General features: G+C 49.9%; 21 protein-coding genes and 1 tRNA gene. 3 read left to right on the forward strand and 19 right to left on the reverse strand.

Annotation, left to right across the window (positions count from 1 at the left end; all coding sequences use genetic code 11):
- The 4 genes from mcrG to Q7J08_RS01410 all read right to left on the reverse strand — a co-directional run.
- Positions 1-141, reverse strand: a 141-nt coding sequence (gene mcrG, locus Q7J08_RS01395) for a coenzyme-B sulfoethylthiotransferase subunit gamma (RefSeq protein WP_304910175.1), incomplete at its 3' end; no start/stop codon positions are given.
- Between the two features lie 96 nt (positions 142-237).
- Complete coding sequence (gene mcrB / locus Q7J08_RS01400; protein ID WP_304909902.1) at positions 238-1,551, reverse strand: coenzyme-B sulfoethylthiotransferase subunit beta; 1,314 nt, start codon at positions 1,549-1,551, stop codon at positions 238-240.
- A 748-nt stretch (positions 1,552-2,299) separates the two neighbouring features.
- On the reverse strand, positions 2,300-4,183 hold the full coding sequence (locus Q7J08_RS01405; RefSeq protein WP_304909903.1) for a heavy metal translocating P-type ATPase: 1,884 nt from the start codon (positions 4,181-4,183) through the stop codon (positions 2,300-2,302).
- A gap of 12 nt (positions 4,184-4,195) precedes the next feature.
- A complete protein-coding gene (locus Q7J08_RS01410; protein WP_304909904.1) occupies positions 4,196-4,414 on the reverse strand; it encodes a heavy-metal-associated domain-containing protein in 219 nt (72 codons plus the stop codon).
- Positions 4,415-4,763: 349 nt separating this feature from the next.
- On the opposite strand from Q7J08_RS01410, the gene Q7J08_RS09455 reads away from it, so the two are divergent.
- Together Q7J08_RS09455 and Q7J08_RS01415 are read left to right on the forward strand one after the other, a co-directional pair.
- The gene (locus tag Q7J08_RS09455) at positions 4,764-4,892 is read left to right on the forward strand and encodes a symporter small accessory protein (protein WP_370651226.1); all 129 of its coding nucleotides are present in this window, start codon (positions 4,764-4,766) and stop codon (positions 4,890-4,892) included.
- The gene (locus Q7J08_RS01415) at positions 4,876-6,450 is read left to right on the forward strand and encodes a sodium:solute symporter (RefSeq protein ID WP_370651229.1); all 1,575 of its coding nucleotides are present in this window, start codon (positions 4,876-4,878) and stop codon (positions 6,448-6,450) included. Before Q7J08_RS09455 ends, Q7J08_RS01415 begins: the two co-directional genes overlap by 17 nt.
- Before the next feature lie 99 nt (positions 6,451-6,549).
- Here Q7J08_RS01415 and Q7J08_RS01420 read toward each other — a convergent pair whose 3' ends face one another.
- The 13 genes from Q7J08_RS01420 to Q7J08_RS01480 all read right to left on the reverse strand — a co-directional run bounded on the left by Q7J08_RS01420 (position 6,550) and on the right by Q7J08_RS01480 (position 19,688).
- Positions 6,550-7,428, reverse strand: coding sequence for a glycine betaine ABC transporter substrate-binding protein (locus Q7J08_RS01420; protein WP_304909906.1), 879 nt, complete (start codon positions 7,426-7,428; stop codon positions 6,550-6,552).
- A 177-nt stretch (positions 7,429-7,605) separates the two neighbouring features.
- A complete protein-coding gene (locus Q7J08_RS01425; protein WP_304909907.1) occupies positions 7,606-8,448 on the reverse strand; it encodes a proline/glycine betaine ABC transporter permease in 843 nt (280 codons plus the stop codon).
- The gene (locus tag Q7J08_RS01430) at positions 8,448-9,674 is read right to left on the reverse strand and encodes a glycine betaine/L-proline ABC transporter ATP-binding protein (RefSeq protein WP_304910176.1); all 1,227 of its coding nucleotides are present in this window, start codon (positions 9,672-9,674) and stop codon (positions 8,448-8,450) included. Before Q7J08_RS01430 ends, Q7J08_RS01425 begins: the two co-directional genes overlap by 1 nt.
- A gap of 284 nt (positions 9,675-9,958) precedes the next feature.
- Entirely contained in the window at positions 9,959-10,900 is a 942-nt protein-coding gene (locus Q7J08_RS01435) for a DMT family transporter (RefSeq protein WP_304909908.1), read from the reverse strand.
- 218 nt (positions 10,901-11,118) lie between these two features.
- Entirely contained in the window at positions 11,119-12,357 is a 1,239-nt protein-coding gene (locus tag Q7J08_RS01440) for a Coenzyme F420 hydrogenase/dehydrogenase, beta subunit C-terminal domain (RefSeq protein WP_304909909.1), read from the reverse strand.
- 2 nt (positions 12,358-12,359) lie between these two features.
- Entirely contained in the window at positions 12,360-13,532 is a 1,173-nt protein-coding gene (locus Q7J08_RS01445) for a molybdopterin oxidoreductase family protein (protein ID WP_304909910.1), read from the reverse strand.
- A 235-nt stretch (positions 13,533-13,767) separates the two neighbouring features.
- Entirely contained in the window at positions 13,768-14,631 is an 864-nt protein-coding gene (locus Q7J08_RS01450) for an ATP-binding protein (RefSeq protein WP_304909911.1), read from the reverse strand.
- Positions 14,628-15,473 carry an ATP-binding protein gene (locus tag Q7J08_RS01455; protein WP_304909912.1) on the reverse strand — a complete coding sequence of 282 codons (846 nt, stop codon included), beginning with the start codon at positions 15,471-15,473 and terminating at the stop codon, positions 14,628-14,630. Before Q7J08_RS01455 ends, Q7J08_RS01450 begins: the two co-directional genes overlap by 4 nt.
- Before the next feature lie 3 nt (positions 15,474-15,476).
- The gene (locus Q7J08_RS01460) at positions 15,477-16,205 is read right to left on the reverse strand and encodes a NifB/NifX family molybdenum-iron cluster-binding protein (protein ID WP_304909913.1); all 729 of its coding nucleotides are present in this window, start codon (positions 16,203-16,205) and stop codon (positions 15,477-15,479) included.
- An 85-nt stretch (positions 16,206-16,290) separates the two neighbouring features.
- Complete coding sequence (locus tag Q7J08_RS01465; protein ID WP_304909914.1) at positions 16,291-16,893, reverse strand: transglutaminase family protein; 603 nt, start codon at positions 16,891-16,893, stop codon at positions 16,291-16,293.
- 96 nt (positions 16,894-16,989) lie between these two features.
- Positions 16,990-18,294 carry an amidohydrolase gene (locus tag Q7J08_RS01470; RefSeq protein ID WP_304909915.1) on the reverse strand — a complete coding sequence of 435 codons (1,305 nt, stop codon included), beginning with the start codon at positions 18,292-18,294 and terminating at the stop codon, positions 16,990-16,992.
- Positions 18,291-18,962 carry an MTAP family purine nucleoside phosphorylase gene (locus Q7J08_RS01475; protein WP_304909916.1) on the reverse strand — a complete coding sequence of 224 codons (672 nt, stop codon included), beginning with the start codon at positions 18,960-18,962 and terminating at the stop codon, positions 18,291-18,293. The genes Q7J08_RS01470 and Q7J08_RS01475 overlap by 4 nt, the downstream gene beginning before the upstream one ends.
- 57 nt (positions 18,963-19,019) lie before the next feature.
- Positions 19,020-19,688 carry a cytochrome c biogenesis CcdA family protein gene (locus Q7J08_RS01480; protein WP_304909917.1) on the reverse strand — a complete coding sequence of 223 codons (669 nt, stop codon included), beginning with the start codon at positions 19,686-19,688 and terminating at the stop codon, positions 19,020-19,022.
- 149 nt (positions 19,689-19,837) lie between these two features.
- On the opposite strand from Q7J08_RS01480, the gene Q7J08_RS01485 reads away from it, so the two are divergent.
- Positions 19,838-19,909 (forward strand) — tRNA-Ala (locus Q7J08_RS01485).
- 261 nt (positions 19,910-20,170) lie between these two features.
- Here Q7J08_RS01485 and Q7J08_RS01490 read toward each other — a convergent pair.
- Positions 20,171-22,081 carry a pyridoxal-dependent decarboxylase gene (locus tag Q7J08_RS01490; RefSeq protein WP_304909918.1) on the reverse strand — a complete coding sequence of 637 codons (1,911 nt, stop codon included), beginning with the start codon at positions 22,079-22,081 and terminating at the stop codon, positions 20,171-20,173.
- 14 nt (positions 22,082-22,095) lie between these two features.
- Complete coding sequence (locus Q7J08_RS01495) at positions 22,096-23,517, reverse strand: amino acid permease (RefSeq protein ID WP_304909919.1); 1,422 nt, start codon at positions 23,515-23,517, stop codon at positions 22,096-22,098.
- Between the last annotated feature and the right edge of the window lie 417 nt (positions 23,518-23,934).

The raw sequence follows: 23,934 nt of genomic DNA on the forward strand, positions 1-23,934 counted from the left end.
TGCACGGTGTCCCATAATAAGGACAATGTCCTCATCAGTGACGCTGCGAATCTTTTCGAGCTTTACGTTCGGGTTCATCTGGTTGCGACGAATTTCCGCAACTTTGGAGGTTCCCGGACCATACTGTGGTTTGTATGCCATTTTTATGTTCCTTCGTAGATGTCTTTGTTTATTCGCAGACGAATCCAGTAGAATATCTACTGGATGCCGTCAGCTATCTTATACACGGATGGAAAGTTATGCAACTTTTGCAATTGCCTGGATCGGGCGTGCAAACTCTTCGATCTTACCGAAGGTATCACCGTAAACTTTTGCGGTTCCTTCCGGAGAGAACATCTGGGTACCTGCATCAAGAGCACATGCTGCAACTGCACAAGGCATAGCAACACCTGCTGCATGGCGGGTAACGACGTGGTTTCCGTTGAAGATACCTGGTCCTCCCCCACCATAGATGGAGTGACTGAAGAAGGAGAAACCAACACCGGCTCCCATAACTCTTCCAAAGTCTGATCCCGGAAGTCCGGTTTCGTGCTCAAGAAGGTCGTTGAAGTACAGTAAGGTGGAGGATGCTGCCTGTGCCATTCTTCCTGCTCCTGCATTGACCATGGTTGCTGCGAGGGTACCTGCGGATGCGTAGGCATTCCAGAGCATCGGGTCTTTGGTTTCGTAGGGTTTGAAGTAGCCGCCGGGGTTTCCTGCAGTCTGGGTGATAACTTTGTCTTCAATTGCACGCTCGACTAAGGACTGAACAACAGTACCGACAGTACCGGTCTGACCATTTGCTTTTACAATGTCGTAGACGATATTGTTGGCGTTAAGACCCTGGTAAGCAAAGAGTAAGAGCTGGGCACGCTCGAACGGACCGATTGCGTTACCCATCTCGAACTGACCTGCATGCTCGAAGGTCGATGCAAGTGCTGCACCCTGCATTGCGTTTCTGTGGGTCATCATTACGGTCTGGTTTGCCGGAATGTTACGGAGTGCGTATCCAAGGGATTCGTTGTTCTGCGGGATGGACATGATCATGGAACATGCTCCTCCTGTGAGATCCATTGTGACTGGGTAGGTACCAAATGCTGCTGCCTTGACAGTGTTTGCGTTGAACATATCAACGTTGAACTGCTCGACAACTGCATAGGTAGTAGCTGCTGCTACAGAGGTGAGGGCTGCATCGTAGGTTGCTGATGCTGCAATACGTGCTGAGGGGACCTTCACTAACAGAAGTTTTCCGCCGTTGAAGCGTTTGATCTCCGTGTCGTCACCTGATTCAACAGAGACATACTCTTTGATCTTTGCTTCGATAGCGTCGATATTTCCAAGGATATCAAGGTCAAGTTCGCGTCCGAGGATCTGTTGGTGCTTGCCAAGTTTACCTGATTTCAGACCGTCCTGCATACCGCCGAGGTTGACTGCAACTGAACGTTTTGTGTCGTCAATGATCTTCTTGACGGCCGGGTTCACAAGCGGGCTGATCCGCTCAAGGGAAATATTGCTCCGTAAGAGTTTGCCATAGTCATCATATAAATCGATGACATCCTTGTATTTTGCCATAATGTTTACCTGTTTTTAGTTCATGCAAATCGCATGCTTTTTACCGAACGGAGTTTTATTTAATGAGACAAAATCTGTTCCAAGGAGATTGGACAGACTTATTTTACTAATACGGTTAATTAACACGAAATGCGCTTAATTAATATATTAGTAACAAAATAATCTCCAGTTCTCCATATTTGTTTTTTGTTAAATGATTTATATGTTGCTTTATTAGTCAAACGTACTCTATTGTGGGCACATTATAGAAACAAGCATACGAATGTGTCCAGAATCAAATCTGATGGATTTATATTGAACAAAGTGATACGATTAATCACAGAAATATTACAAAAAGGCTGGTTCAGAAGTCCCCACCTGACGTCTTGGTCCTTTAATCATGGACAAAACTCATGCGGGCGGTGTAGATGATTCTCCATAGAATATATCACGTCCCCTCTCGACTTCATACCGCTTGCATGATTTATTTGGCGTTAAAAATGTATATTTCTGGCAATGCTGGAATTTTTCCAGCTTTTTTTGTAGATTGCTGCCAAGACGAGCCGCAGAAATTCTGTAACAAAATATAGTAAAATCCCCGCGCAGACAACGGACAGACTCGACGGATCGGTCCTCATCCTGCAAAGAATCCAGATGAGATTATGCGCTCCCGATCCATCAGGGACTTATAGGACACCGCCGCGCCGCGAAAGAGGGAAATTTTACACAAACAACCGGAACAAATACCGGTCATATGTGCAGGGTCCTGTTATCTCATGATTTTCAGCGTTCGCATCGCATTCAGAATCGCGATGAACGCGACCCCTACATCAGCAAAAACTGCTTCCCACATATTCGCGACACCAAATGCCGCAAGGATCAGCACGAGAAACTTTACGCCCAGAGCAAACACGATGTTCTGGAAAACGATATGCATCGTCCTGCGCGAGATCCCGATCGCAGATATGATCTTCATCAGATCATCGTCCATCAGGACGATATCAGCCGCTTCGATTGCCGCATCAGACCCAAGAGTTCCCATCGCGATCCCGAGATCAGCACGTGAAAGAACGGGAGCGTCATTGATACCGTCCCCTACGAAGGCCGCCGTTTTGCCTGCTCTCTGCTTAGTCAGAATCTCTTCCATAACTGAGACCTTGTCCTGGGGCAAGAGACCGGCATAATACTCATCGACCCCCAACTCCCGTGCTATTGAAGATGCCACATCAGAAGAATCCCCGGTGAGCATGACGACACGCCGGATACCAAGCTTTTTCAACTCCGCCACTGCGTAAACAGCATTGGGTTTCACCGTATCGGCAATCACGAGCCAGCCGGCATACCTCCCATCCACAGCAACATGGATCCCCTGTCTTGACGGAGAATCTTTTTCAGTGTTGACCCCCAGTTCCTGCATTAGTTCGGCGTTGCCTACGGCAATCCGGCGACCTAGATACGTTGCAGTAATACCATGACCGGCATGTTCGGAAACATCCGTCAGATCGCTGGTGCTGACTGTCTGTTGATATGCCGCCCGTAGCGAAACGGCGATAGGATGACTGCTGTATGCTTCTGCATGTGCGGCATATGCCAGCAGCTCACTCTCCAACATACCGACCGGGTGGATCTCAGTTACGGAAAAACTTCCTCTGGTAAGCGTACCTGTTTTATCAAAAACAATCGTGTCGGTTTTTGACAGAGCCTCCAGATAATTGCTTCCCTTCACAAGTATCCCGGATCGGGAAGCCCCCCCGATCCCGCCAAAGAAACTGAGCGGGATCGAGATAACAAGGGCGCAGGGACAGGAAACGACGAGGAAGATCAAGGCACGCTCGATCCAGACAGGAAACGGCTCGGCGAGAAGCAGCGGCGGTATCACTGCCAAAATTACAGCAGCAGCTACGACGGCTGGGGTATAATACCGGGAAAATCTCGTGATGAACTGCTCGGTTTTTGCCTTTTTACCAGCCGCACTCTCCACCAGCTCCAGAATACGGGTGACGGTAGATTCGCTCAGAGGCTTTGCTACCCGAACATGAAGCACTCCACTGATATTGATACACCCGCTGATCACCTGATCGCCAACACCTACGTAACGGGGAAGGGACTCTCCTGTGAGTGAAGCGGTATCCAGTTCCGATGAACCTGCAATCACTACGCCGTCGACCGGGACCCGATCCCCTGCCTTGATCACGATATGGTCCCCAACCTGCAGTTCGCCGGGATTGACGGAGACTATCACTCCGTCGCGCTCGATATACGCATGATCAGGACTGATATCCATCAGTTCGGCAATCGATCTGCGGGATTTCTCCACTGCATAGCTCTGAAACAGTTCCCCGATCTGATAGAAAAGCATCACGGCAACGGCCTCCGGATACTGACCGAGACAGAATGCCCCGATCGTCGCAACAGACATCAGAAAATGTTCATCAAAAACATTGCCATGGAGAATATTTTTGCCGGCACGCAGAAGCACATCACCGCCGATCACAAGATAAACAGCCAGAAACAGCAAAAACTCAGCATATGATGAATAGAGTTTGGGATAGACACCATTTGCTGAGAGTAAAACGGCGAAGGCAAAGAAAACCGACGCTGCGATGATCCGATACAGAGATCGACGCTGTTTTTTGTTCAGGGTAACAGACATAAAACTGCTCGGTTATTCCTTAATAAAACAATCCGGCTCAACACGTCTGCAGATGACCCCGGCTTCTTTGAGGATCTCGGGAAAACGCCCCTCATCCGCATCCAGAACAAGTCGCCGGGTCATGAAACTGATACTCACATCATGCACGCCCTCAATCTTTTTTATCCCATTTTCCATAACAGCTGCGCAGTGTGCGCAGTCAAGATTTTCCAGTTTGAAACTCTTTTTCATAACAGTCTCCAAGTACATATCCTCATTGTATTTCCGACGGTATTAAGCAAAAAGTGACTCGGAGAACAGGTAGTTTCCTCTAAGAAACCAAATCTTGGGCTGATATCATACAAACCCAGGCAATACACTCATTATTTATAGGTAAAACTCAAACCATGTGAACGATTCTCATGGACGTAGAACGCACGAGTAATTCATGCGGTATTCTATCTACGTTCCACGTTTTCTTTTTCTTCTTTAGATAGGAGAACCACCGTTACGTTCGCGTATCATGGTTCTCCGCTTGATCTGATACAGTGACCGTATGGTGTCGAAAACGCCCGAATCACCCAAAATTTGGTGAATCTCTATGTTAGGCATTAGTGACCCGTGGGTATGGATGACATACCTCATCTGCTTTATAGCACTGCTATTCTGCGGAATCTACGGATACATAAATTGGAACAAGGACAGTGATGATGATGACGGTCAGCACTGAGCTAACGATCGGCATCATCGCGTTCTACCTTGTGATGATCATAGGTATCGGATATTATGGATATAGACGAACAAAAAAGGTAGAGGACTACATGGTCGCCGGGCGAAATACGCATCCGGTTATAATAGCCCTGTCCTATGGTGCCACATTCATCAGTACGTCCGCCATCATCGGTTTTGGCGGGACGTCTGCTCAATACGGAATGAGTCTGATGTGGCTGACAGTGTTGTGTATCGTGGTCGGGGTGATCATAGCGTTCATCTTCATGGGAAAACGGATCAGACGGATCGGGAAAGATCTGGGAGCCCTGACCTATCCCGAACTCCTCGGAAAGATGTACGGATCGAAGAAGATCATCTATGCTACCGGCGCGATCTTTGTCGCAGCCATGCCTCTGTACACAGCGGCCGTGCTGATTGGCGGGGCACGTTTCATTGAAACGACCCTGGGTATCCCATACATGACTGCCCTGCTCGGTTTTGCCGGAGTTGTTGCGCTGTATGTCGTCATAGGCGGTCTGATGGCCGTCATGTACACCGACGCAGTCCAGGGAGCGATCATGCTCGTTGGCATGGGTGTTTTGCTTGTGCTGACCTATATCTATCTCGGAGGAGTGACAGCGGCGAACAGTGCCCTGGACTCAATGGGATCTCTCGTTCCAAGCACACTCTCCTCAATGGGTATGACCGGGTGGACCTCAATGCCGGAATTCGGATCTCCGATTTGGATGACGGTCATCACGACGCTCGTTCTCGGAGTAGGGGTGGGCGTCCTTGCCCAGCCCCAGCTTGCAGTCAGGTTCATGACGGCAAAAGACGGCAGATCGCTGAACCGGGCGATCCCGATTGGTGCTCTCTTCATCGTGATGATGACGGGAGTTGCATTCACCGTCGGACCTCTGACGAATGTGTATTTCATGGATAAGGTTGGGATGCTGGCGATCGATGCAGCCGGCGGAAATGCAGATTTGATCATTCCGCTCTTCATCAACTCGGCAATGCCTGAGTTGTTTGTTATCATTTTCATGCTGACGCTACTTTCGGCGGCCATGTCGACCTTGTCGTCCCTTCTGCACACCATGGGTACAACACTCGGCGGAGATATCTTTGCCAGAATGAAAGGAGTTCGCTACTCGATCAGGGCAAACCAGATCGGGATCGTGGTAATGATGATCGCCAGTGTTATACTCGCGGTGATGATGCCGGGAAGTATCATTGCACGGGCAACCGCCATGTTTATGGGACTTTGCACAGCAGCACTTCTCCCAGCCTTCGTCCACGGGATCACTGCAAAGAATCCATCCTACCTCGCCGCGAAATGGAGTATGGCAGTAGGTGCCGGAGGCTGGCTTCTTTGGGCCGTCTTCTGCCACTTGGCGGAATCAAAAATGCTTGGAATCTGTAATGCACTATTCGGGGTCGATTCTCTTGTCAGTTCACCTTGGTGTTATCTCGACCCGCTGGTCGTCGGAGTCGTCCTCTCGGTCACTGTGCTTCTTGTCCTCATCCCCCTGGATAAAAACAAGGTGACGCATGAACAACAGATGAAACTTATCTAACCCTTTTTTTAAACAATTACAAACTATCCGATGGAAGCGGCAGCCCTCTCTGGAAAATTGGAATACAGAATTTTCGGGATTAAAAAAAAGAAAAGAGAATCAGGCAGTGCCGATCCAGTATGCCACGGTATCGGGGTTTGCGTCGACCCATGCCTTTGCAGCATCCGTCTCGGACATTCCACCCGCGATCGCATTCATGACTGACGTGATATCTGCCATTGTCCAGTCAAACCGGCTCAGGATACCATATGCCTCCGGGTCATCGGTCTTAAGACCAACACGTGCAAGCGTTACGATATCTTCAGCGCCGCCGTAAACTCCTTTCGGATCCTCAAGATACTTGAGATCATACCGGCTGAACATCCAGTGCGGGGACCATCCGGTCACAACAATCCAGTCACCATCTCCGATAGCGGAGTCGAGTTCAGCTGCCATACCGGCACTGCTGCTGGTGATCAGGTTAAAGTCGAGATTATACTCGTCGATTGCCTGCTCGGTTCGGGAGGTAATGCCCGCTCCCGGCTCGATACCAATGATCATGTGGTCAAACTTGTCAGCAACGCTGTTCAATTCGTCGATCGAGTCGATCGTCACGTATGAAGGGACAACAAGACCTATGCGTGCAGCGCCCTTGATATTTTCATGGACGTAATTGATCTTATCACCATAGGTATCCCAGTAGCCTTCATGGGTATAAGGCAGCCATGCAGTCGTTGTGAAATCGACATCACCGTCGGCAAGAGCCTGATACAGAGGACCGGCATCGACTGCAACCAGCGTGACATCATATCCCGCCTTTTCGAACACCTGTTTCATCACATTGGTACTGGAAATAGCGCAGTCCCATGTGACATATCCGATGCTGATCTCTTTTGCAGGTTCTGTCGTCTGAGATGTGCACCCAGCAGTGAATAGAACAAGCATTAAGAGAAGCCCGGCAATTACGATAAGAGTTAAAGTTTTTTTCTTTTGAATCATGATTTTTACCATAGATTGATCCGCCTCACCACAGCAAGACGGAATTCCCACCCCGGACAACGGGGTGCGGCGATACGCGGACAAAATGAAGGGAGAAGACCGCAGACACAGCACCGTGCCCCCTTCATCTGAGTTTTTTGGGATTTCGTTTTGTGAAAGGGATAGTGGGGTTATGCCTCACTTCTTCCCATATTTCGGGACAAGGTTCTGAGTGATCCGGTCGAAGATGATCGCAAGGATAACAATAGCAAGCCCTGCCTCGAATCCCATGCCAATATCCACCCGCTGGATACCCACAAGAACCTGATATCCGAGACCACCAGCCCCGATCATGGAGGCGATAACGGTCATCGAAAGAGCAAGCATGATACACTGGTTGACCCCGGCCATGATCGTTGGAAGTGCAACCGGAAGTTGGACCTTGAACAATTTCTGTCTGGGGGTTGCGCCGAATGCATCAGCCACTTCGATCAGCTCGACAGGGACCTGTCGGATGCCAAGCGTCGTGAGACGTAAGGCAGGCGGCATGGCAAAAATCACCGTTGCAATGATACCGGGAACACTGCCAAGACCGAAGAAGATCACTGCAGGGATCAGATACACGAATGACGGCATCGTCTGCATGAAATCCAGAAACGGTCGGAGAATCGTGTTCAGTGTGTCGCTTCTCGCGGCCGCGATACCAATAGGAATCGAAAGCGCAAGCGCAATTACCGTCGCGATAATAACAAGGACCACGGTGAGCATCGAAAGCTCCCAGAGGCCGAGATCCCATATCAGCAGAAGACCTAGTATCGTGAGGACCGTCATTTTGATGTCATGACGCGTAACGAACCAGACGATAACACCCATAAGGACGATTAAAACCGGGGCTGGTATTGCGAGAAGAATATCATCAAGCCCGTTCACGAGAACACGGAGTCCATCGCTGATCGCATCAAGCAGCCATGAGAAATACTGATCGATCCAATCAACGATTGCTTCTACGGCATCACCTATCGGAATCTTAGGCAGTTCCATTATGCCTCACCCCCCTTACGGGCAAGTGCGGCCAGGATGGATGCCCGGGAAATCACTCCGTGCAGTCTGCCGTTCTCATCTACAACCGCCATTGGATACGTACTATCAACGATCATAGAGATAATATCGGAAAGAGATGCATCGGGAGCAACGATTGGAATGTCGGTTTTGAGAATATCCGAAAGACTCTTGCCTGCCTTGACAGCGCCAATTGTATCGTCCAGGGTCACCAGACCACGGAGGTTACGATGACGGGTGATGACGAAGATCATTGGGATATCATGTTCTTCCATCAGATGCAAAGCCACACGGGGTCCGGCGGTACACTGGGCAACCGGTTCGGGATGACGCATTACATCTTTTGCTGAAAGGACACGAGTCAAGTCAACATCGGCGACGAACTTTTCGACATATGCATTCTCCGGGTTTGTCAGTATTTCTTCCGGCGTGCCGATCTGCACGATCGCCCCGTCTTTCATCAAAGCAATCCGGGTGCCGAGCTTCAGTGCTTCGTCAAGGTCATGAGTCACGAAGATGATCGTCTTGCCGAGACGCTCCTGAAGTTCCAGAAGTTCATCCTGCATGTCACGGCGGATCAGCGGATCAAGAGCGCTGAACGCCTCGTCCATTAATAGTATGTCAGGATCACTGGTAAGCGCACGTGCTAGACCGACCCGCTGTTTCATCCCACCTGAGAGTTCGGAAGGCATACTCGTCCCATAGCCGCCAAGGCCGACCATCTCAAGGACCTCTTCAGCCCGCAGATTACGTTCAGCTTTAGAAACCCCCATGATCTCAAGACCAAAGGCGACGTTGTCCAGAATATTTCTCTGCGGAAGAAGAGCAAAATTCTGGAAGATCATCCCTAGTTTGCGTCGGCGGATCTGCCGCAGCTCCTCGTGATCCATGCCCATAATGTCCTCGCCGTCGATCTCAATATCTCCTTCGGTCGGGTCAATAAGACGATTAATACAACGAAGAAGAGTAGATTTTCCGCTCCCGGAAAGACCCATAAGAACGAAGGTCTCCCCCCGCATAACCTCGAATGAGACATTATGCAGAGCGATCGTCGCCTCGGTCTCATCGTGAACTTCCTTTTTTGAGCGACCGGAACGATGAAGTTCCAGGGCTTTTTCCTGATCATGACCAAAGACTTTGGTCAGACCACATACACGAACGATCGGCTGCGAATCAGGCGAATCCCCGCTACATACTATTTCAACTATAACGAAATCCTCCGACTTAGTATTTGTTTTTAATCTTTGTTAAAATGACCCATTTTCAAAAAAGCTCATTTTAAAGAGGAATTGTCATTTTTACCCCAGTATGCTCTTCAATTAAAAATTTAAGCTCAACGTGTCCATGAATTTAGTATTTATTGCCATTTTGGGAATCGATTTTAATATAAAACCCACATTACGCTTGAAATTTTTCAAGAACAAATACTGAATTACACCATACAAAAATTCGGAGATTAATTACGTGCGCGCAGGCATTCTCCCGCAGTTACTTACGATAATCGGGGAACCTCAGGGGCAACTGAAGACCGGGATCGTCTGTTCAGCAGAACGATCGCTGCAAAGATCAGAATGACGCCAGTCATATTCAACAGGGTCATCTGTTCATGGAAAAGGAAGATCCCGATAAGTGTCGCTACCATCGGTTCAACAAACGCCATGACCGATGCCTTTCCACCTTCCACGTGTTTCAGACCTTTCGTGTACAGGAAGTAAGGAAGGACCGTACACAGTATTCCCAGAATCAGGATATACGGGAGAACACCGGGATTCTCGACGGAAAGCCCGACCATCTCAGCAACATTGCAAAATGGAAGGATCCCCACAGCCGCCACGACGAATGTATATGTCGTGATCGTAAGAGGATGATACTTTTTCAGCGCCACTCGTCCGAATATCGTATACAGTGCATAACCAAACCCTGAGCCAAGCCCAACCAGAATCCCGACAGCGGTAATTGTTCCAATATCTCCTCCAACGATGCCGGCAGTCAGAACACAGCCGCCAAATGCAAGAATGAGAGCTAACCCTTTTTGCACGGTCATACGCTCATGAAATAAAAAGAGCGACATCAGCATCACAAAAAAAGGCGCTGTGTAAAGCAGTACCGACGCCATCGAAAGTGTCAGATACTGGATAGAGGTAAAGTAGCATATATTGAAAAATACGATGCTCAGTATCCCGGTCCCGATGAACATCCAGAGATCCTTGAGATTGATTTTTAATTTTTCTCTGTCCAGAACAAGCAGACATCCCACCAGACAGATAGCGGTGACCGCACACCGTGCCCCGGTTATCTGAACTGTGGTGAAGCCGGATGCCAAAAGCTCCCGCGTAAAAATACCGATCGTCCCCCAGAATATCGCCGCAAGGATGATGAGAAAAGAAGCGAGCCGCGTTTCACTTACGGAATGTACTGCATATTTTATACTCATAGGGGAAGTCACCTGTCACGGATAAAGTTGATTGTTCAGAGGTATTGTCACTCACGATACTTAAAGGAGACAGAGAGAAGACACACGAAAATGATCTCAGACCGGAAATCAGAATTATCCAAAAAAATATGAGGGGTTGATGAATATGCGAGGGTTGGACTGAATAAAAGCTGGTCAGCATTTCAGTTTTGTGTAAAGAAGATAGGGTGTTTTTTCTATCACTCCTTGAAGACATTTTCGAAGATCATATCCGATCCTGTATCATGCAGACGCTGGCGTTCCACACTCTCCTCTGCAAACGCGAGAATCGGGAGACTCATGTCAATGCCCGGAGTGTGACCGAACATCTTCTCAAGTTCGACCTGCTGGGCATGCATGAAAAGGGCGTTCGGGATCTCAGCAGGGCAGAGTTCCTGACACTGGCCGCAGTTCACACAGGAGTCGGCGATGTGCGCGAATCTGATCAGATGGAACATAAAGTCAGGAGGGGTCTGAGTCTGGTCGACAAGATGGGGTTTTAACGTTGAACACTCGACGCAGTAACAGATCGGACAGTTCTCGATACAGGCACGGCAGGTGATACAGCGGGAAGAGTCGCGCATGATTTTGGCAAGTCGCTCGGTTCCTTCACCCAGAGCTGCAAACTGACTCTTCTGAGTCTTTTTGCCCATCTTGACCATGACGGTCTCGATTTTTCCACGAATCTCAAGCCCTTTCGGATCAGGAGCGCAAACATCGATCGCGCCGGCACTGACTGCCCCGTCAAAGACTGAGGCTCCTTTTGCAGAACACACTTCAACAAAGGTGGCTTTCCCTGCTTTGTCACCGAAAACACCCCAGTTACCACAGGCAAGATCCGCCTGTCGGGGGATCTTGGTCTCACAGCGCTGGCAGTTTGCACGGCGGCCGAGACCTTCCTCTTCCAGTTCATCAATCTTGATGCCTTTGTGATGACCATCTTTGGTCATCACGATGAACTGTCCCTTATCGATCTCCTCCTTGACGACGTCATCAGGATCAATGCCGTACTTTTCGGCGATCATCTCGCGGGCGACAGTCGGTGAAACGGATCCTCCACAGTTGAGACCGATCGAGAGAACATTGTCCATATTGATCTGCTGACGTTTGGCGAGTTCATAGAGTGCCTTGGCGTCGCAGCCTTTGACGGTGATCCCCACCTTGAGATCTTTTGCGCCGTTCAGATATTTTTTGATCAGTTTCGGGAGAAGGAACGTTCCGCAGTGCAGTGATCCCGCACACGAAGCGAGCTCAGCAGGATCCGTGATGAATACCGGCTGAGGATCGTAGATATCGTACCCTTTTCTGACCGTCAGGACAACATCGACGATTTTTGCTTCAAGAGCATACTTCAGGAGAGAGATGACCGCCCCTCCGCACTCGCCTTTGATGTCGTCGGACTTCGTCCACGCATAGAACATATCGCCTTTTTCAGACATAATCAGACCTCACGAAGAAAGACGCCTTCTGGTTTGGCGATCTGAACATATTCGGCACCGGCAAATACCGGGATTTCGGCACTGAGAGCGGTAAAGAGCTCCTCAGGCGTGCCGGACGGGATGCTGACTCCCATCTTTCCGGCAAGATCTAAAAGGACTGCATCAAGCGTCTTCACACCCTCTGCTGAAACAACGGCCGGTTTGACCATCTGGAGACGTCCTTCCCAGTTGGTTACTGTCCCTTCGCTTTCGTGAAGTGCTGTGATCGGCAAAACGATGTCGGCTATGTCGGACAGAGATGTCTCGGCAGAGGTCGCAACGACGGTCAGTTCAAGGCTGTCCAGTTTCTCGAGAAGATCAGCATAGATATCCTGTTCCATCAACGGTGTTTCGGCGATAATGAAGGCAGCTTTGACATTCTCCGGAAGAGAAAGGGGACCTACTCCCATCGCAGCGGTTCCCCGGCCGTTGTTTGTTTCGTACAATACTGCGGTGTTGATCTTAAGCCCCTCGGCGAGGGTCGCTGCTGCCGGATCATTTGCTAGGTGCACGACCACCGGATGAGTAGCATTCTTGAGAAGTGCACTGAATCCGGGTGGAAGTTCCGTGTATTCGTCAGTTATCTCGACTGTGTCTGCCTGGACGGCGGTGTAGCTCTGTGGACCGATATAGAGAACACGGGCGCCTTTCTCTTTGGCTTGGAGAATCCGGTTTCCCGTGAGCGGTAGTGCTTTCATCACATCACCGAGAACAAGGATCACATCGGCTTCCCTAATACCATTGAGTGTGACGGTTGGGACACCTGTTCCACCGTTCACGACACCGATATCGGCACCTAGTGCCTGAGCAAACTTTTGTACAAGGAACTGGGTTTCATTAGTGAGACGTGCCGAGGTGATGACAACGGTCTCACCGACGGCAAACTTCTTTAGTTCAGCCGCTTTACTGAGCGCCGTCTCCCAGTCTGCAGGCTCTCCCTTGATAAAGGGCTGTTCGATCCTCGCTTCATCAAGAGCATCGGCAGCGTGAAGTCCGCGGGAACAGAGTTTGCCGGAACATACGGGAGAACGGTGAGAAGGAGCAACCCCTACTGATTTTCCATCCCGAATAACGAGATTGAGTGCACAGCCTGTACCGCAGTACGGGCATATGGTGGTCACATATTTCATCTGCATGATATTACCATAAAAACGGTCACGTTTTTCAGCATTTAATGGTGATGTTAACTAAACCCCGTTTTACTAAGCATTTGGTTATTAATGGTGGGTTTGTAAATTAAATATTGTGTACTAAAAAGTATTTATATGCAAAACACATTAACTACGCGCGTAGATAAAAATATGAAAGCCATGTAATTAGAAGAGAGAAGTAGGGATGGACATCTCTGATTACCTGCTTTTTTCGGGATGGTCAGATCAGGTCCATCTGGGAGAACAGCGTTTCCTTCATCAAGCAAAGAGCATCCGTCGCGGGACAGGGGATCCTGGTTACCGGCATGCATGCCGATACGGCGGTCACCACGTTCTCATCGAACGGGATCCTGCCGATCACCGGGATATGTTCTGCGTCGCAAAACCGCTCGATCTCGCGGACCAGATCATTGGAAAGATCACACCGGTTTATTACGGTGAACATCCGCATATGCAGTCCTTTGCATACCGTAACAAGACGTTTGAGATCATGGACCGCGGAGATACCGGGTTCCGTAACCATGAGAACTGCATCCACACCACCGACCGTCGCAATCAACGGACAGCCTATACCCGGTGGGCCATCGATGATGACGGGAGAAACCAATACGGGGGTCAGGGCACGACGTTTTACTTCATGGACCATCCGGCCTGAGTTACCGGAGCCGGCAAAAAGTCTCGCTGAGACGAGCGGCCCTTTTGCTGTTGTTCCGGAGAGGATCTCGCCGGAGATTATCTTTTTCAGCGTTATCGCGTCTGTAGGGCAGACCAGCGTACAGGTACCACATCCTTCGCAGGAAAGCATCTTGACCTCTGCCTTATCACCGTTGACACAAACAGCGGAGAAACGGCAGACATCCTCACAGGCCCCGCAGCCGGTACAGAGGTCCGTATCAATGCAGGCGACATCGCGACCGGCATACGGACTCGACGTCGTGCCCTTTGCCGGAAACACGAGCCCGAAGTTTGCAGCATCCACATCGCAGTCAGCAAGAACAAGAGGTCCTTCACAGAGATCAGCGAGCGCTGCAGCGACGGTGGTCTTTCCTGTCCCGCCCTTTCCGCTGACAACAGCGATCTTCATGAAGCATCACTCTTATCCCGGACCCCGGTATACAGATCGAGAAACCGTTGTTCCCATGCAGGAAACTCCCGGGAGATCAGGTCGCCCGCATTCTGAACGGCGGCAAACTCCCGCGAAAACGGGATGGTCAGCCATATAGGCAGACCTGCATCCCGACAGAATGCGTGAACGACCTCATCATCGCCAAAACTCCGGTTGATCACCACAGCGGCAGGAATTCCAAGCATCCGGGTGAGTTCGGCCATCTGGGAGAGGTTTGCAACGCCGAACGGTGTAGGTTCAGTCACCAGCAGGATGAAATCCGCATCCGAAGATGCTTCAATCACCGGACAGGCGATGCCTGGAGCTGCATCGCAGACCATCAGACCGGAAGCCGCCTGCTCCTTTGCTGCATGAATGATGGGGGGAGCAAGTACCTGACCGGGATCCATGATCCCGCTGTAGAGCGTGAGAGTGTCCGAGATGTTTCGTATTTCCACGGATCCTATGACATGGTCTTCTTCGGTGATAGCGTGTTCTGGGCAGGCGATCATGCATCCCCCGCAGGAGTGACACATCTCCGAAAAGAAAAGAACACGGTCTTTGAGGACCGTGAGAGCACCGTATCTGCAAAATCTGCCGCATGCCCCGCACAAAGTACAGACGTGCTGGTCGATCACGGGGATACGGGTCTTCACCGGAACAGACCGCGGTTCGCCCGGGAAGTACAAATGGAGATTTGGTTCTTCCACATCACAATCCACGAGAGAGACGTGCTCCTGCCGGGAGACGGCATAGGCCATGTTAGCGGCAACCATGGTCTTTCCTGTCCCGCCCTTCCCGCTTGCGATGACGATTTTCATGACTTAGAGAAGTGGCGAAAGTTCGTGAGCAAGGTACTTCTGAAGGGCTTCAGCGATTGTGATAGGTTCAGTGAGTTCATATGCAGCGATCCCGCCGGCTTTCAGAGCAGCACTTGCATTCACTCCGCTTCGTCCGGTGATAAGAACCGAGACACCATTGGAGGCAAGAAGCTGGACGACCTTGGGACCGACGCCGCTTTCCACATCGGTGAAGGAATTCTGGATCATGGAGGCTGTGTTCGAGGAGAGATTGATCACGGCAAAGTAAGGGGCACGGCCGAATTTCATATCTGCCGGGGAATCCAGAGTGGTCCCTGTTGAACTGATACAGACGATGTGGGCAGGATGATCCTGTTCGGTGTGCTCTTCGCCGCCGCATGCATGGTCGTCATGCGAGCAGGAACTCGTACCGGCAGTAAGAGTGCCGTTTGCAAATGCCTCAGCAGCACGGCCGAGATCGCCGGAGACACCAAGAATTACTTGAATGCCGTTTTCTTCGAAGAGGTCGATCGCCCGCGGACCCATTCCACCGGCGATGACGATGTTGACGCCTTCAGCGGCAAGCAGGCGCGGAAGTTTTCCGGGTTCGTGACCGGGGTTTTCCAGATCGGGAAGCCGGGTCATTTTACCGTCTTCGAGATTGAACAATGCATAGCTCATACAGTGGCCAAAGTGCTGGGAGACCAGACTCCCGTCCTGCGCAATGGCAATTTTTTTGATTTGCTGTGTCATAACAATAGTACACATATGCGCGAAAATATAAATATATAACTATTGAGGCACATAATCAAAAATTTCTGAAAACAAGATCAAGCGATCATTCGGGACTGTCGGGAGTTTCGGTAATAGTATCTGGAATGTTGTCGACGATGTCCTTGAGAGATGACACCTTACCAAGCATTCGCATGGTCTCAGGGTGGGGAGCAGCATAGATTCCTTTCCAGAAGTATTCGTCATATTCCTTCCGGTTCGGGAATGCAAGTATTGGTGTTTCCAGAGAGAATCGTGCATCTTTCCCGTTGGTATTCCCGCGTGCGTCCAGTTTTATCCAGCGGTTCTGCAGAAAGACGGCATTAAAGCAGTGAACACAGTAACCGAGAGAATCATCGTCTGCAAGGGTCACGTGCTGAAAACAGAATCCTGTCGGGATACTCTCTGACCTGAGAAGAGCTGTGAGAAGATTTGCTTTTGCATGGCAGATACCTGTCCGATACTTGAGAACATCGGAAGCTTTTGCCGTAATTATGTCTGCCCGTATATCGAATGAGTGCGGGATATCATCACGAACGAACTCATAAGCAGAGCGGGTCTTTTCGATGTCGGAGGCGAGATCGGAGAAGAGCTCCCGGGCTTTCTTTTGTATGAGCGGGTGAGAGAAATCAATATACGGATCTTCGATGAGGAATGTGTGCAGATCCATTTCTTTACTGTAGGATTGGTATCTGATATAAACTACGTGACGGAGTCAGTTCTGATTCTGACGAGGAAAAGATATTCACAAAAAAGAATGATGTGGTTATGCCGACGTTGCCCGTCTGACGAGATCCAAAGCAACTTCTCCGGCCTTCATCATGATCTCTTCCGCACCCGGGATCACGCCGTCATGCATCAGGATCACGCCGTCACAGATCGTCGTCGAGACAGCGAGACCGCTTGTCGCGTACACCGCATTCGAATCCGTGTTGAATGCCGGCACATTTAGCGGATTTCTTCCAATGAGGATCAGATCCGCGAGACGGCCGGGAGCAATCACGCCTGCATTGAGACCCAAAGCCTTTGCCCCGTTAAGGGACGCGATTTTGAGCGCATCAGCGGCCGGCATCACGGTTGGATCGTTCCAGAAGAACTTCTGCAGAATCGCAGCCGTTTTCATCTCGCCGAACATATCCAGATCATTGTTCGAGGAAGCTCCATCCGTTCCAAGAGCCACGTTCACGCCGGCTACTTTCAGCTCCGGATAGGGCAGGGCACGGTTTCCGGCAAGCTTCATATTGCTGATCGGGTTATGGACCGCAGTCACCCCTCTCTTTGCCAGAAGCGAAATATCGCCCGCATCCAGCCAGCAACAGTGTGCAGCTATGCACTGCTCAGACAGAACACCGCAGTGGTCCAGCCATGCCGGCGGTCTCATGCCATGAGCAGCCTCACAGTCGATAACCTCCTGCTCGGTCTCCGAAAGATGTACATGCAGAGGGATATTCTCCTTTTTTGCGTACTCAGCACACCAGGTCAGACCCTCTTCTGAAACAGTGTACACCGCATGCGGCGAAACGCCGGGCATGACCCGCGGATTGTTCATACTCCTGATGTTTTTCACCGTCGACTCCATGACCCGGGCCTCAGACTCGAACTTCGCATGATCCCCGCCGTCGATCATACAGTACGAAAGACATGCTCTGATCCCGGACTCTGCGACGGCACGGGCGACCTGCTCCATTTTAAAGTACATATCGTTGAAGGTTGTCGTTCCGGTTCGGATCATCTCCAGGCAGGCGAGTTTCGCTCCCCAGTAGATGTCATCCTCGGTGAGATGTGCCTCTGTAGGCCAGATCTTGGTGGAAAGCCACTCAAAAAGCTGCATATCATCCGAATATCCGCGAAGCAGACCCATCGGCGAGTGGGTGTGCATATTTATCATGCCGGGCAGTGCGGTCGCCCCGTCGCCGTCAATAATAAACTCGGCGTCGTGATCGGTGATCTTTTCTCCGACCGCCCCGATCATTCCTGTGCCATCAAGGTAGATCTCCTGTATTTTTCCGTTCAGGCTGACGTTTCTGATGAGAATCGGAACCTGTTTTCCAAAGATGTCTGTGTCTGTCATGCGAGTTTTTCCACGATTTTTGTTATGATTTCAGTTATCCGGTCACCATTTCTTCGGGAGATGGCGACGATCTCGTCATAGTCAGGGGCCGATGCCCCGCCGATGCCGTTTGCATAGTTATCTACCGTGCAAAGAGCTGCACAGGGGATTTCAAGTTCGTTTGCAAGGTTAAGTTCGCTTGCAACAGTCATACCGACCACATCGGTATCTCCTGCAAAGCAGGCGATCTCCGCCCGTGTTTCGAATCTGGGACCGCGAGTCTGGAAGTAGGTGCCAGGTCGGCCTTCCGGAACGATGCGGGCGAGTTCTTCCCTCAGCCCTGCATCGATCGACGGGGGAATGTGATAGATGTCGTTGTCGTGCAGGCTGGGAATATCCCAGGGGCTGAAGGAGTCGTCAGGAATAACGATGCTTCCCGGAGGGAGTTCATCATGCATACTGCCGGTCGAGCCGATAACGATGAGCCGGTCCACGCCGAGGATTTTCATGGCGGCCAGGTGTGCTCGATGATTGACCCGGTGGGGCGGGGTATCGTTTTGATGGCGGCTGATAAAGACGATCCGACCTACGTGAGCCTGGGCCGGGCCGAAGGGTGTTGATACACGCTTTTTTTCCAGAGGGGGCAGGCGTGCCTGCAGGAGGGCTGTCCCCCCGATGATTCCTAACATTGTCAGAGTTATTATTTTCCGTCGAAGATATATAAGAGTCGGTTCAATCGCGCGATTTTAGAGGAAGGCAAGAATAATAAAGTAAATGCCGATCAGAATAATTCCGATTCCGATGATGATGTCGATGGTGTTTCCGCTGAGTTTGGTGACCGAGCGGATCTTCTGACCAAGGGAACCGCCGATCGAACTGAGGATGATCAGGGGGATACTGAGACCGACGGCATAGATGAAGATGGTGAGGAGTCCTTGGAGCGGGGTCTGGTAGAGGGCGATGTAGGTGAGAACGATTAGAAGCATCGGAGCGCCCCGACCGACAGTGATCGCCCCAAACGAAAGGCCAAGGAGAAATGCGCCGACAATAGTATAGGCATTTGGAAGACGAAAACGGTTGAAGATGCGCCGGATAGGCGGCTTGTAGAGATGGAGGAGCTGAAGTCCCATGGCGATCATGAGGATCCCGCCCAGAACCCAGGCAACCGAACTATTGAGATAGAGGATATACTCACCGAGGAATCCGGCAAGGAGTCCTAAGGGGAGAAGGGTAAGGATCGTCCCTATGCAGAAGGCAAGGACAAGTTTGAGTATTGTTGGAAGCGTGAAGGTGGTTTTACCGCTGGTAAGATAACCGATAAGCCCGAGGCAGATGACACTGTTGCATGGACAGATACCTGCGAGAAGGCCGAAGATGAAAATACCGGTGAGGGAGGGATCGAATACAGCGGTCATATATCTCTTATGTATGAGGCAGGTGGTGAGGTATGATGGTTTCGGTGATTAGGAGGTGAATAAATAGAGAGTTTTCCGACGGAGAAAGCAACATCTTTTTATTGATATCTGCCCTATTGGTTAAGGCACATATTGTATGTGTGTTTGTTGGGCCGGTAGATCAGTGGTAGATCGCGTCCTTGGCATGGACGAGGCCGCGGGTTCAATTTCCGCCCGGTCCACTCGTTTTTTACGTTTTTCAGATACTTTGAGTTTATGTTCGTGCCGTATTTTTCCCGCCTCTTTCCGGTATAATCGTTTCCAAAGAAGACAGCGTCGTCATATATGAAATATGACGGGCACAAAATACCTGAAAACCCTTTTCCGAAAAGTGTAGCGGCAGTTTATCGAGGGGGACGTGATGAGGGGTAAAAATCAAAAAAAAGGGATTTCTGCATAACTGAAAAAATGCCCGGGCTTTGGAAAAGCCGGGCTGATACCGATCAGCACTTTACATCGCAGGTAATTGTCTGAGCAATCTTTTCCTTGAGGATGTCAAGGAATTTGGACCACATTACATCGAAATGCTCATCATGGGAGATGAAGGGATTGAGCAGGCAGACACGGAGCACATACACCGATCCGACACGGTCCCATTCTCCCTCCGGGATGCCGAGCCGCTTCACGAAGTTTCTCGGAGCATTGCCGTAGTCTTCCCGGGCAAGGGCAGTCTTCGAGGTGATCCAGTCATTTTTATACACAGGTCCGCTGACGTAGGAAGATTCGTCGTAGATTTTTTGGTTTAAATTGTTCATGGCATCCAGATTTGTATTCCCCACCTCGTTGAAAGCCAAACACACGATATTGAAGTCGGGTTTTTCCGCAAGAGTTTCCACCTGGAATTTTCTTCCATTCACCGTCAGGTATTTTGTCTTATCCAGCGCCTTGGATAACATCTGGGCGCCTTCGATGCTTCGGCCGATAATCCTGCCGTACCCGGTTACATTCAGCGGGATCAGTCTGTGTGTTGCCCAAACCGCAGCTGCCGTGGCCCCAGCCTTTGATCCCTCCATAATATAGCTTCCAAGCAGGGTTGGCGAATCCTCTCCCGCTTCAAAGACATATGCGGCAAAGTACGAGATAAGATCGAGAATACGCCTGTCCTTAATGGTAATGCCTCCGGCAGAATAGGGAATATATCCCATCTTATGCGGATCGATGGTTATCGAATCAGCAGCCGGTATTGCCTTATATGACTCATAAATCTTTTTTAGCGGGTAGTCATGTTCGTGTACAAATATCCCGTCGGCACTGAGGCGTTCTTTTACTTCCTTAAACTCCATGAAACGATTATTCTCGTCAAGGAAGAGAGCTCTTGAATAGCCGCCGTAGGCTGCATCGATGTGGAAGTAGAAGTTGATACCCTGTTTCTCATACTCCCCGCGTAATTTTACGATCCTGTCGATCTCATCGATGGCACCCTCTTCCGTCGTTCCAACAACGGCGACAACAGCAAGGATCGGGACCTTTCGTGCGACATGATCATCGATGATACTCTTGAGCGTATCGATATCCATGTGATACTGGTCATTTACCTGCACCTGGATAAGATTCTTGTTTCCAATCCCGAGAACATCGGCAGCCTTCACCCATGAATAATGTTTGGACTGAGGAACCAGTACCACGCCAAGCCTACCATCACCGGCGCCGATACCTCTGGCGCTTTCGTTTCTTACCTCGTCGAAACATCCTGCTTCTTTCACTTTCCCAATAAGGTCAAGAACCTGGCTGGTACTCATGTTCATGATCTGCCAGTCGTCAAGCCCCGGCACAAGGTCGGCCCGGATCTTTTTCACCGCTGGTGGGAACGATTTGAGGTTTCGTGCCATCCACAGACCCTCATAATTTGCAATGGTACCGTCGGTAGTGATATGCCCCCATGACTGTTCGGGGTCAAAACCCAGCATCGTGGCCATGTCCTTTCCGGCTTCGATTTCCATCGGAGTCGTCGCGGTTGATGCTTCATATGCCACGTTGTTTGGATTGTAGAGGATCGTCGCCATATAAGCGAGGTTAGCCACCATCAGAGTGTCGGAATTCATGTGACCGAGGTATCTGGATGAAAACCAGGGCATTGAAGTTTCTTTAAGTTTGTTCGACAGCTGCATGAGCACTTCAGATGTGCGGTCAAGTGTTGTCTGGTACTCCTCGCTTCTCATCTCCTTTGGAGAGGAGACCATCCTGTCTTCAGGATGGAAGTCACTTCTCCAGTGCATATGCTCATCCATCAGGAAATTAAGCATATTCTTGAAATAATCGCGGTTCTCGGACTTTGGCCCCAGGAAGAGAGCCTTCACTTTGAGGGCATCTTCATTTACGCAGGGGGATGTGCTGTTTTTTTCAGTATTTGTCATGGTATCTTCAATAATTATTCTTTAGTCTCAGGTTGATTCTGCTTCCACTCGGGCTTTTTGAAGGCATAGATGATTAAAGGTATGGCTGCGACGACAACCGTTCCGATGATCATAAATGCCACATAGCCGCCGCCCTCTGAAATCTGGGTTGGAGGCAGCATTGCGACAATAAAGAGGATGGTCATCATCAGAAATCCAAATCCTCCGACAAGCCACATTCCTGCCTTTCCGCCGGGGATTTTAAATGCCCTTGGAACGTCTGGACGTGTGTATCTGAGCCTGATTGCTGCAGCATACATCAGTAAATACATGACGATGTATACGGTTGTCGTCAGAGCAAAGAGCATCCAGAAAGAGCTGTTTACTCCTCCGGGAGCAAGGGCATAGACCGCTCCCCAGAAGGTGATAAGTATTCCCTGGAGGATGAGCATATTTACCGGGATGTCGTTCTTGTTTTTCTTCTGAAGGAGAGGAGGAAGCGTTCCTTCTTTGGCTGTCGCAAAAAGACCTCTGACCGGCCCTAAGATCCATGTAGAGACCTGACCGATCGCCCCAATTGCAATGAGCAGAGCGATGATCATGACCAGCCATGAGAACGGACCGGCAAAGATTACTTCAAAGGTCTGCATGATCCCTGCAAGAAGGTTGATGTTGTCTGCCGGCACGAGTAATGCGACGATAAGTGCACCAATGATACTTACCGCTGTGATGACCAAACCGACGGTAAAGATACCAAGCGGGTAATTTTTCTTGACATTGCTGATATCCCGTGCATGGCTTGCGGTCATCTCGATACCGATGAACAAAAAGACAAAGGTGACGAGCATGACCAGATTGGAAAGGGATGAAAAGTCAGGAATGAGGTCTGCGACCGTCGGCTGGAGAGTGAGCTGAACAGGGTGTCCGGAGAAGATGTACCATGCTCCGCCAACAAGAAGTATGGCTGCCGGAATGAAAGTTCCTAAGACAACGGAGACGGAACTGATTCTGGTATATGCTTTAAGGCCCCTGAAGTTCAGGAAGGTCAGACCCCACCAGACAATTACAATGAAAACGAACAGATATAATTTGTTATTCGCAAGCTCCGGGTTGATGATGTAGGAGAATGTTGCAGCAATGAAGGTCAGAACACTGATAAATCCGATCGTCATCTGGAACCACTGCAGCCATATGGCCGTAAAACCCCATTTCTCTCCAAATGCCTCTTTTACCCATACATAGACACCACCTTCCTGCGGCCAGCCTGTGGCTAGTTCAGCCGAAACCAGGGAGGCAGGGATGAGGTATACGACGAAAGCAAGGAGGCAGAAAAAGATCGACTGCCAGCCCACCTCACTTTGCGATGGGAAGGTACGCATACTCATGATAGCTGCAAAAGTAATCAGGATGAATGCGGTTAATGATAACTTATAATTAATCGAAGGTTTTGTTGACATAGTACGTCCTTAAGGCACTGTATGGGAATCCAATGATAATAAATCTTTTTTGGGACAGATCATTTTTCAGGCATGATTTCTGCCATGTAATCCGTTCTATTGACATATTAACACAAAATAATCTGACTATACCTACATGTAAGACTTAAGGGGGAGGTGTATATAATAATTCCGAAATATAGAGGTATTGTTAAACAATATGGTTAGATATGGAAAGAGCGCTATAAAAACCCAGTGAAATATGCCGGATTAAGAGAAAAAAACGGGAGTGCGAGGTGAAGAAAGAGTTGTCAGATTCAGGAGAGCGAAGGATCTGTGTAGATGCAGAAAAAACCAACCACAACCACACATAACCATGCGCGAATATAAGCAAAATTCCGCAAAAGAAAAATATCCCTCATCTCTCGCGTTTCGAGT

The sequence above is a fragment of the Methanocorpusculum sp. genome, assembly GCF_030655665.1.
GTDB lineage: Archaea > Halobacteriota > Methanomicrobia > Methanomicrobiales > Methanocorpusculaceae > Methanocorpusculum.

What these genes read in the sequence shown, in the direction of transcription:
- mcrB (WP_304909902.1), bottom strand. Translation starts at nt 1,551, where the DNA reads ATGGCAAAATACAAGGATGTCATCGATTTATATGATGACTATGGCAAA.
- Q7J08_RS01405 (WP_304909903.1), bottom strand. Translation starts at nt 4,183, where the DNA reads ATGTCTGTTACCCTGAACAAAAAACAGCGTCGATCTCTGTATCGGATC.
- Q7J08_RS01410 (WP_304909904.1), bottom strand. Translation starts at nt 4,414, where the DNA reads ATGAAAAAGAGTTTCAAACTGGAAAATCTTGACTGCGCACACTGCGCA.
- Q7J08_RS09455 (WP_370651226.1), top strand. Translation starts at nt 4,764, where the DNA reads ATGTTAGGCATTAGTGACCCGTGGGTATGGATGACATACCTCATCTGC.
- Q7J08_RS01415 (WP_370651229.1), top strand. Translation starts at nt 4,876, where the DNA reads ATGACGGTCAGCACTGAGCTAACGATCGGCATCATCGCGTTCTACCTT.
- Q7J08_RS01420 (WP_304909906.1), bottom strand. Translation starts at nt 7,428, where the DNA reads ATGATTCAAAAGAAAAAAACTTTAACTCTTATCGTAATTGCCGGGCTT.
- Q7J08_RS01425 (WP_304909907.1), bottom strand. Translation starts at nt 8,448, where the DNA reads ATGGAACTGCCTAAGATTCCGATAGGTGATGCCGTAGAAGCAATCGTT.
- Q7J08_RS01435 (WP_304909908.1), bottom strand. Translation starts at nt 10,900, where the DNA reads ATGAGTATAAAATATGCAGTACATTCCGTAAGTGAAACGCGGCTCGCT.
- Q7J08_RS01440 (WP_304909909.1), bottom strand. Translation starts at nt 12,357, where the DNA reads ATGTCTGAAAAAGGCGATATGTTCTATGCGTGGACGAAGTCCGACGAC.
- Q7J08_RS01445 (WP_304909910.1), bottom strand. Translation starts at nt 13,532, where the DNA reads ATGCAGATGAAATATGTGACCACCATATGCCCGTACTGCGGTACAGGC.
- Q7J08_RS01450 (WP_304909911.1), bottom strand. Translation starts at nt 14,631, where the DNA reads ATGAAGATCGCTGTTGTCAGCGGAAAGGGCGGGACAGGAAAGACCACC.
- Q7J08_RS01455 (WP_304909912.1), bottom strand. Translation starts at nt 15,473, where the DNA reads ATGAAAATCGTCATCGCAAGCGGGAAGGGCGGGACAGGAAAGACCATG.
- Q7J08_RS01460 (WP_304909913.1), bottom strand. Translation starts at nt 16,205, where the DNA reads ATGACACAGCAAATCAAAAAAATTGCCATTGCGCAGGACGGGAGTCTG.
- Q7J08_RS01465 (WP_304909914.1), bottom strand. Translation starts at nt 16,893, where the DNA reads ATGGATCTGCACACATTCCTCATCGAAGATCCGTATATTGATTTCTCT.
- Q7J08_RS01470 (WP_304909915.1), bottom strand. Translation starts at nt 18,294, where the DNA reads ATGACAGACACAGACATCTTTGGAAAACAGGTTCCGATTCTCATCAGA.
- Q7J08_RS01475 (WP_304909916.1), bottom strand. Translation starts at nt 18,962, where the DNA reads ATGTTAGGAATCATCGGGGGGACAGCCCTCCTGCAGGCACGCCTGCCC.
- Q7J08_RS01480 (WP_304909917.1), bottom strand. Translation starts at nt 19,688, where the DNA reads ATGACCGCTGTATTCGATCCCTCCCTCACCGGTATTTTCATCTTCGGC.
- Q7J08_RS01490 (WP_304909918.1), bottom strand. Translation starts at nt 22,081, where the DNA reads ATGACAAATACTGAAAAAAACAGCACATCCCCCTGCGTAAATGAAGAT.
- Q7J08_RS01495 (WP_304909919.1), bottom strand. Translation starts at nt 23,517, where the DNA reads ATGTCAACAAAACCTTCGATTAATTATAAGTTATCATTAACCGCATTC.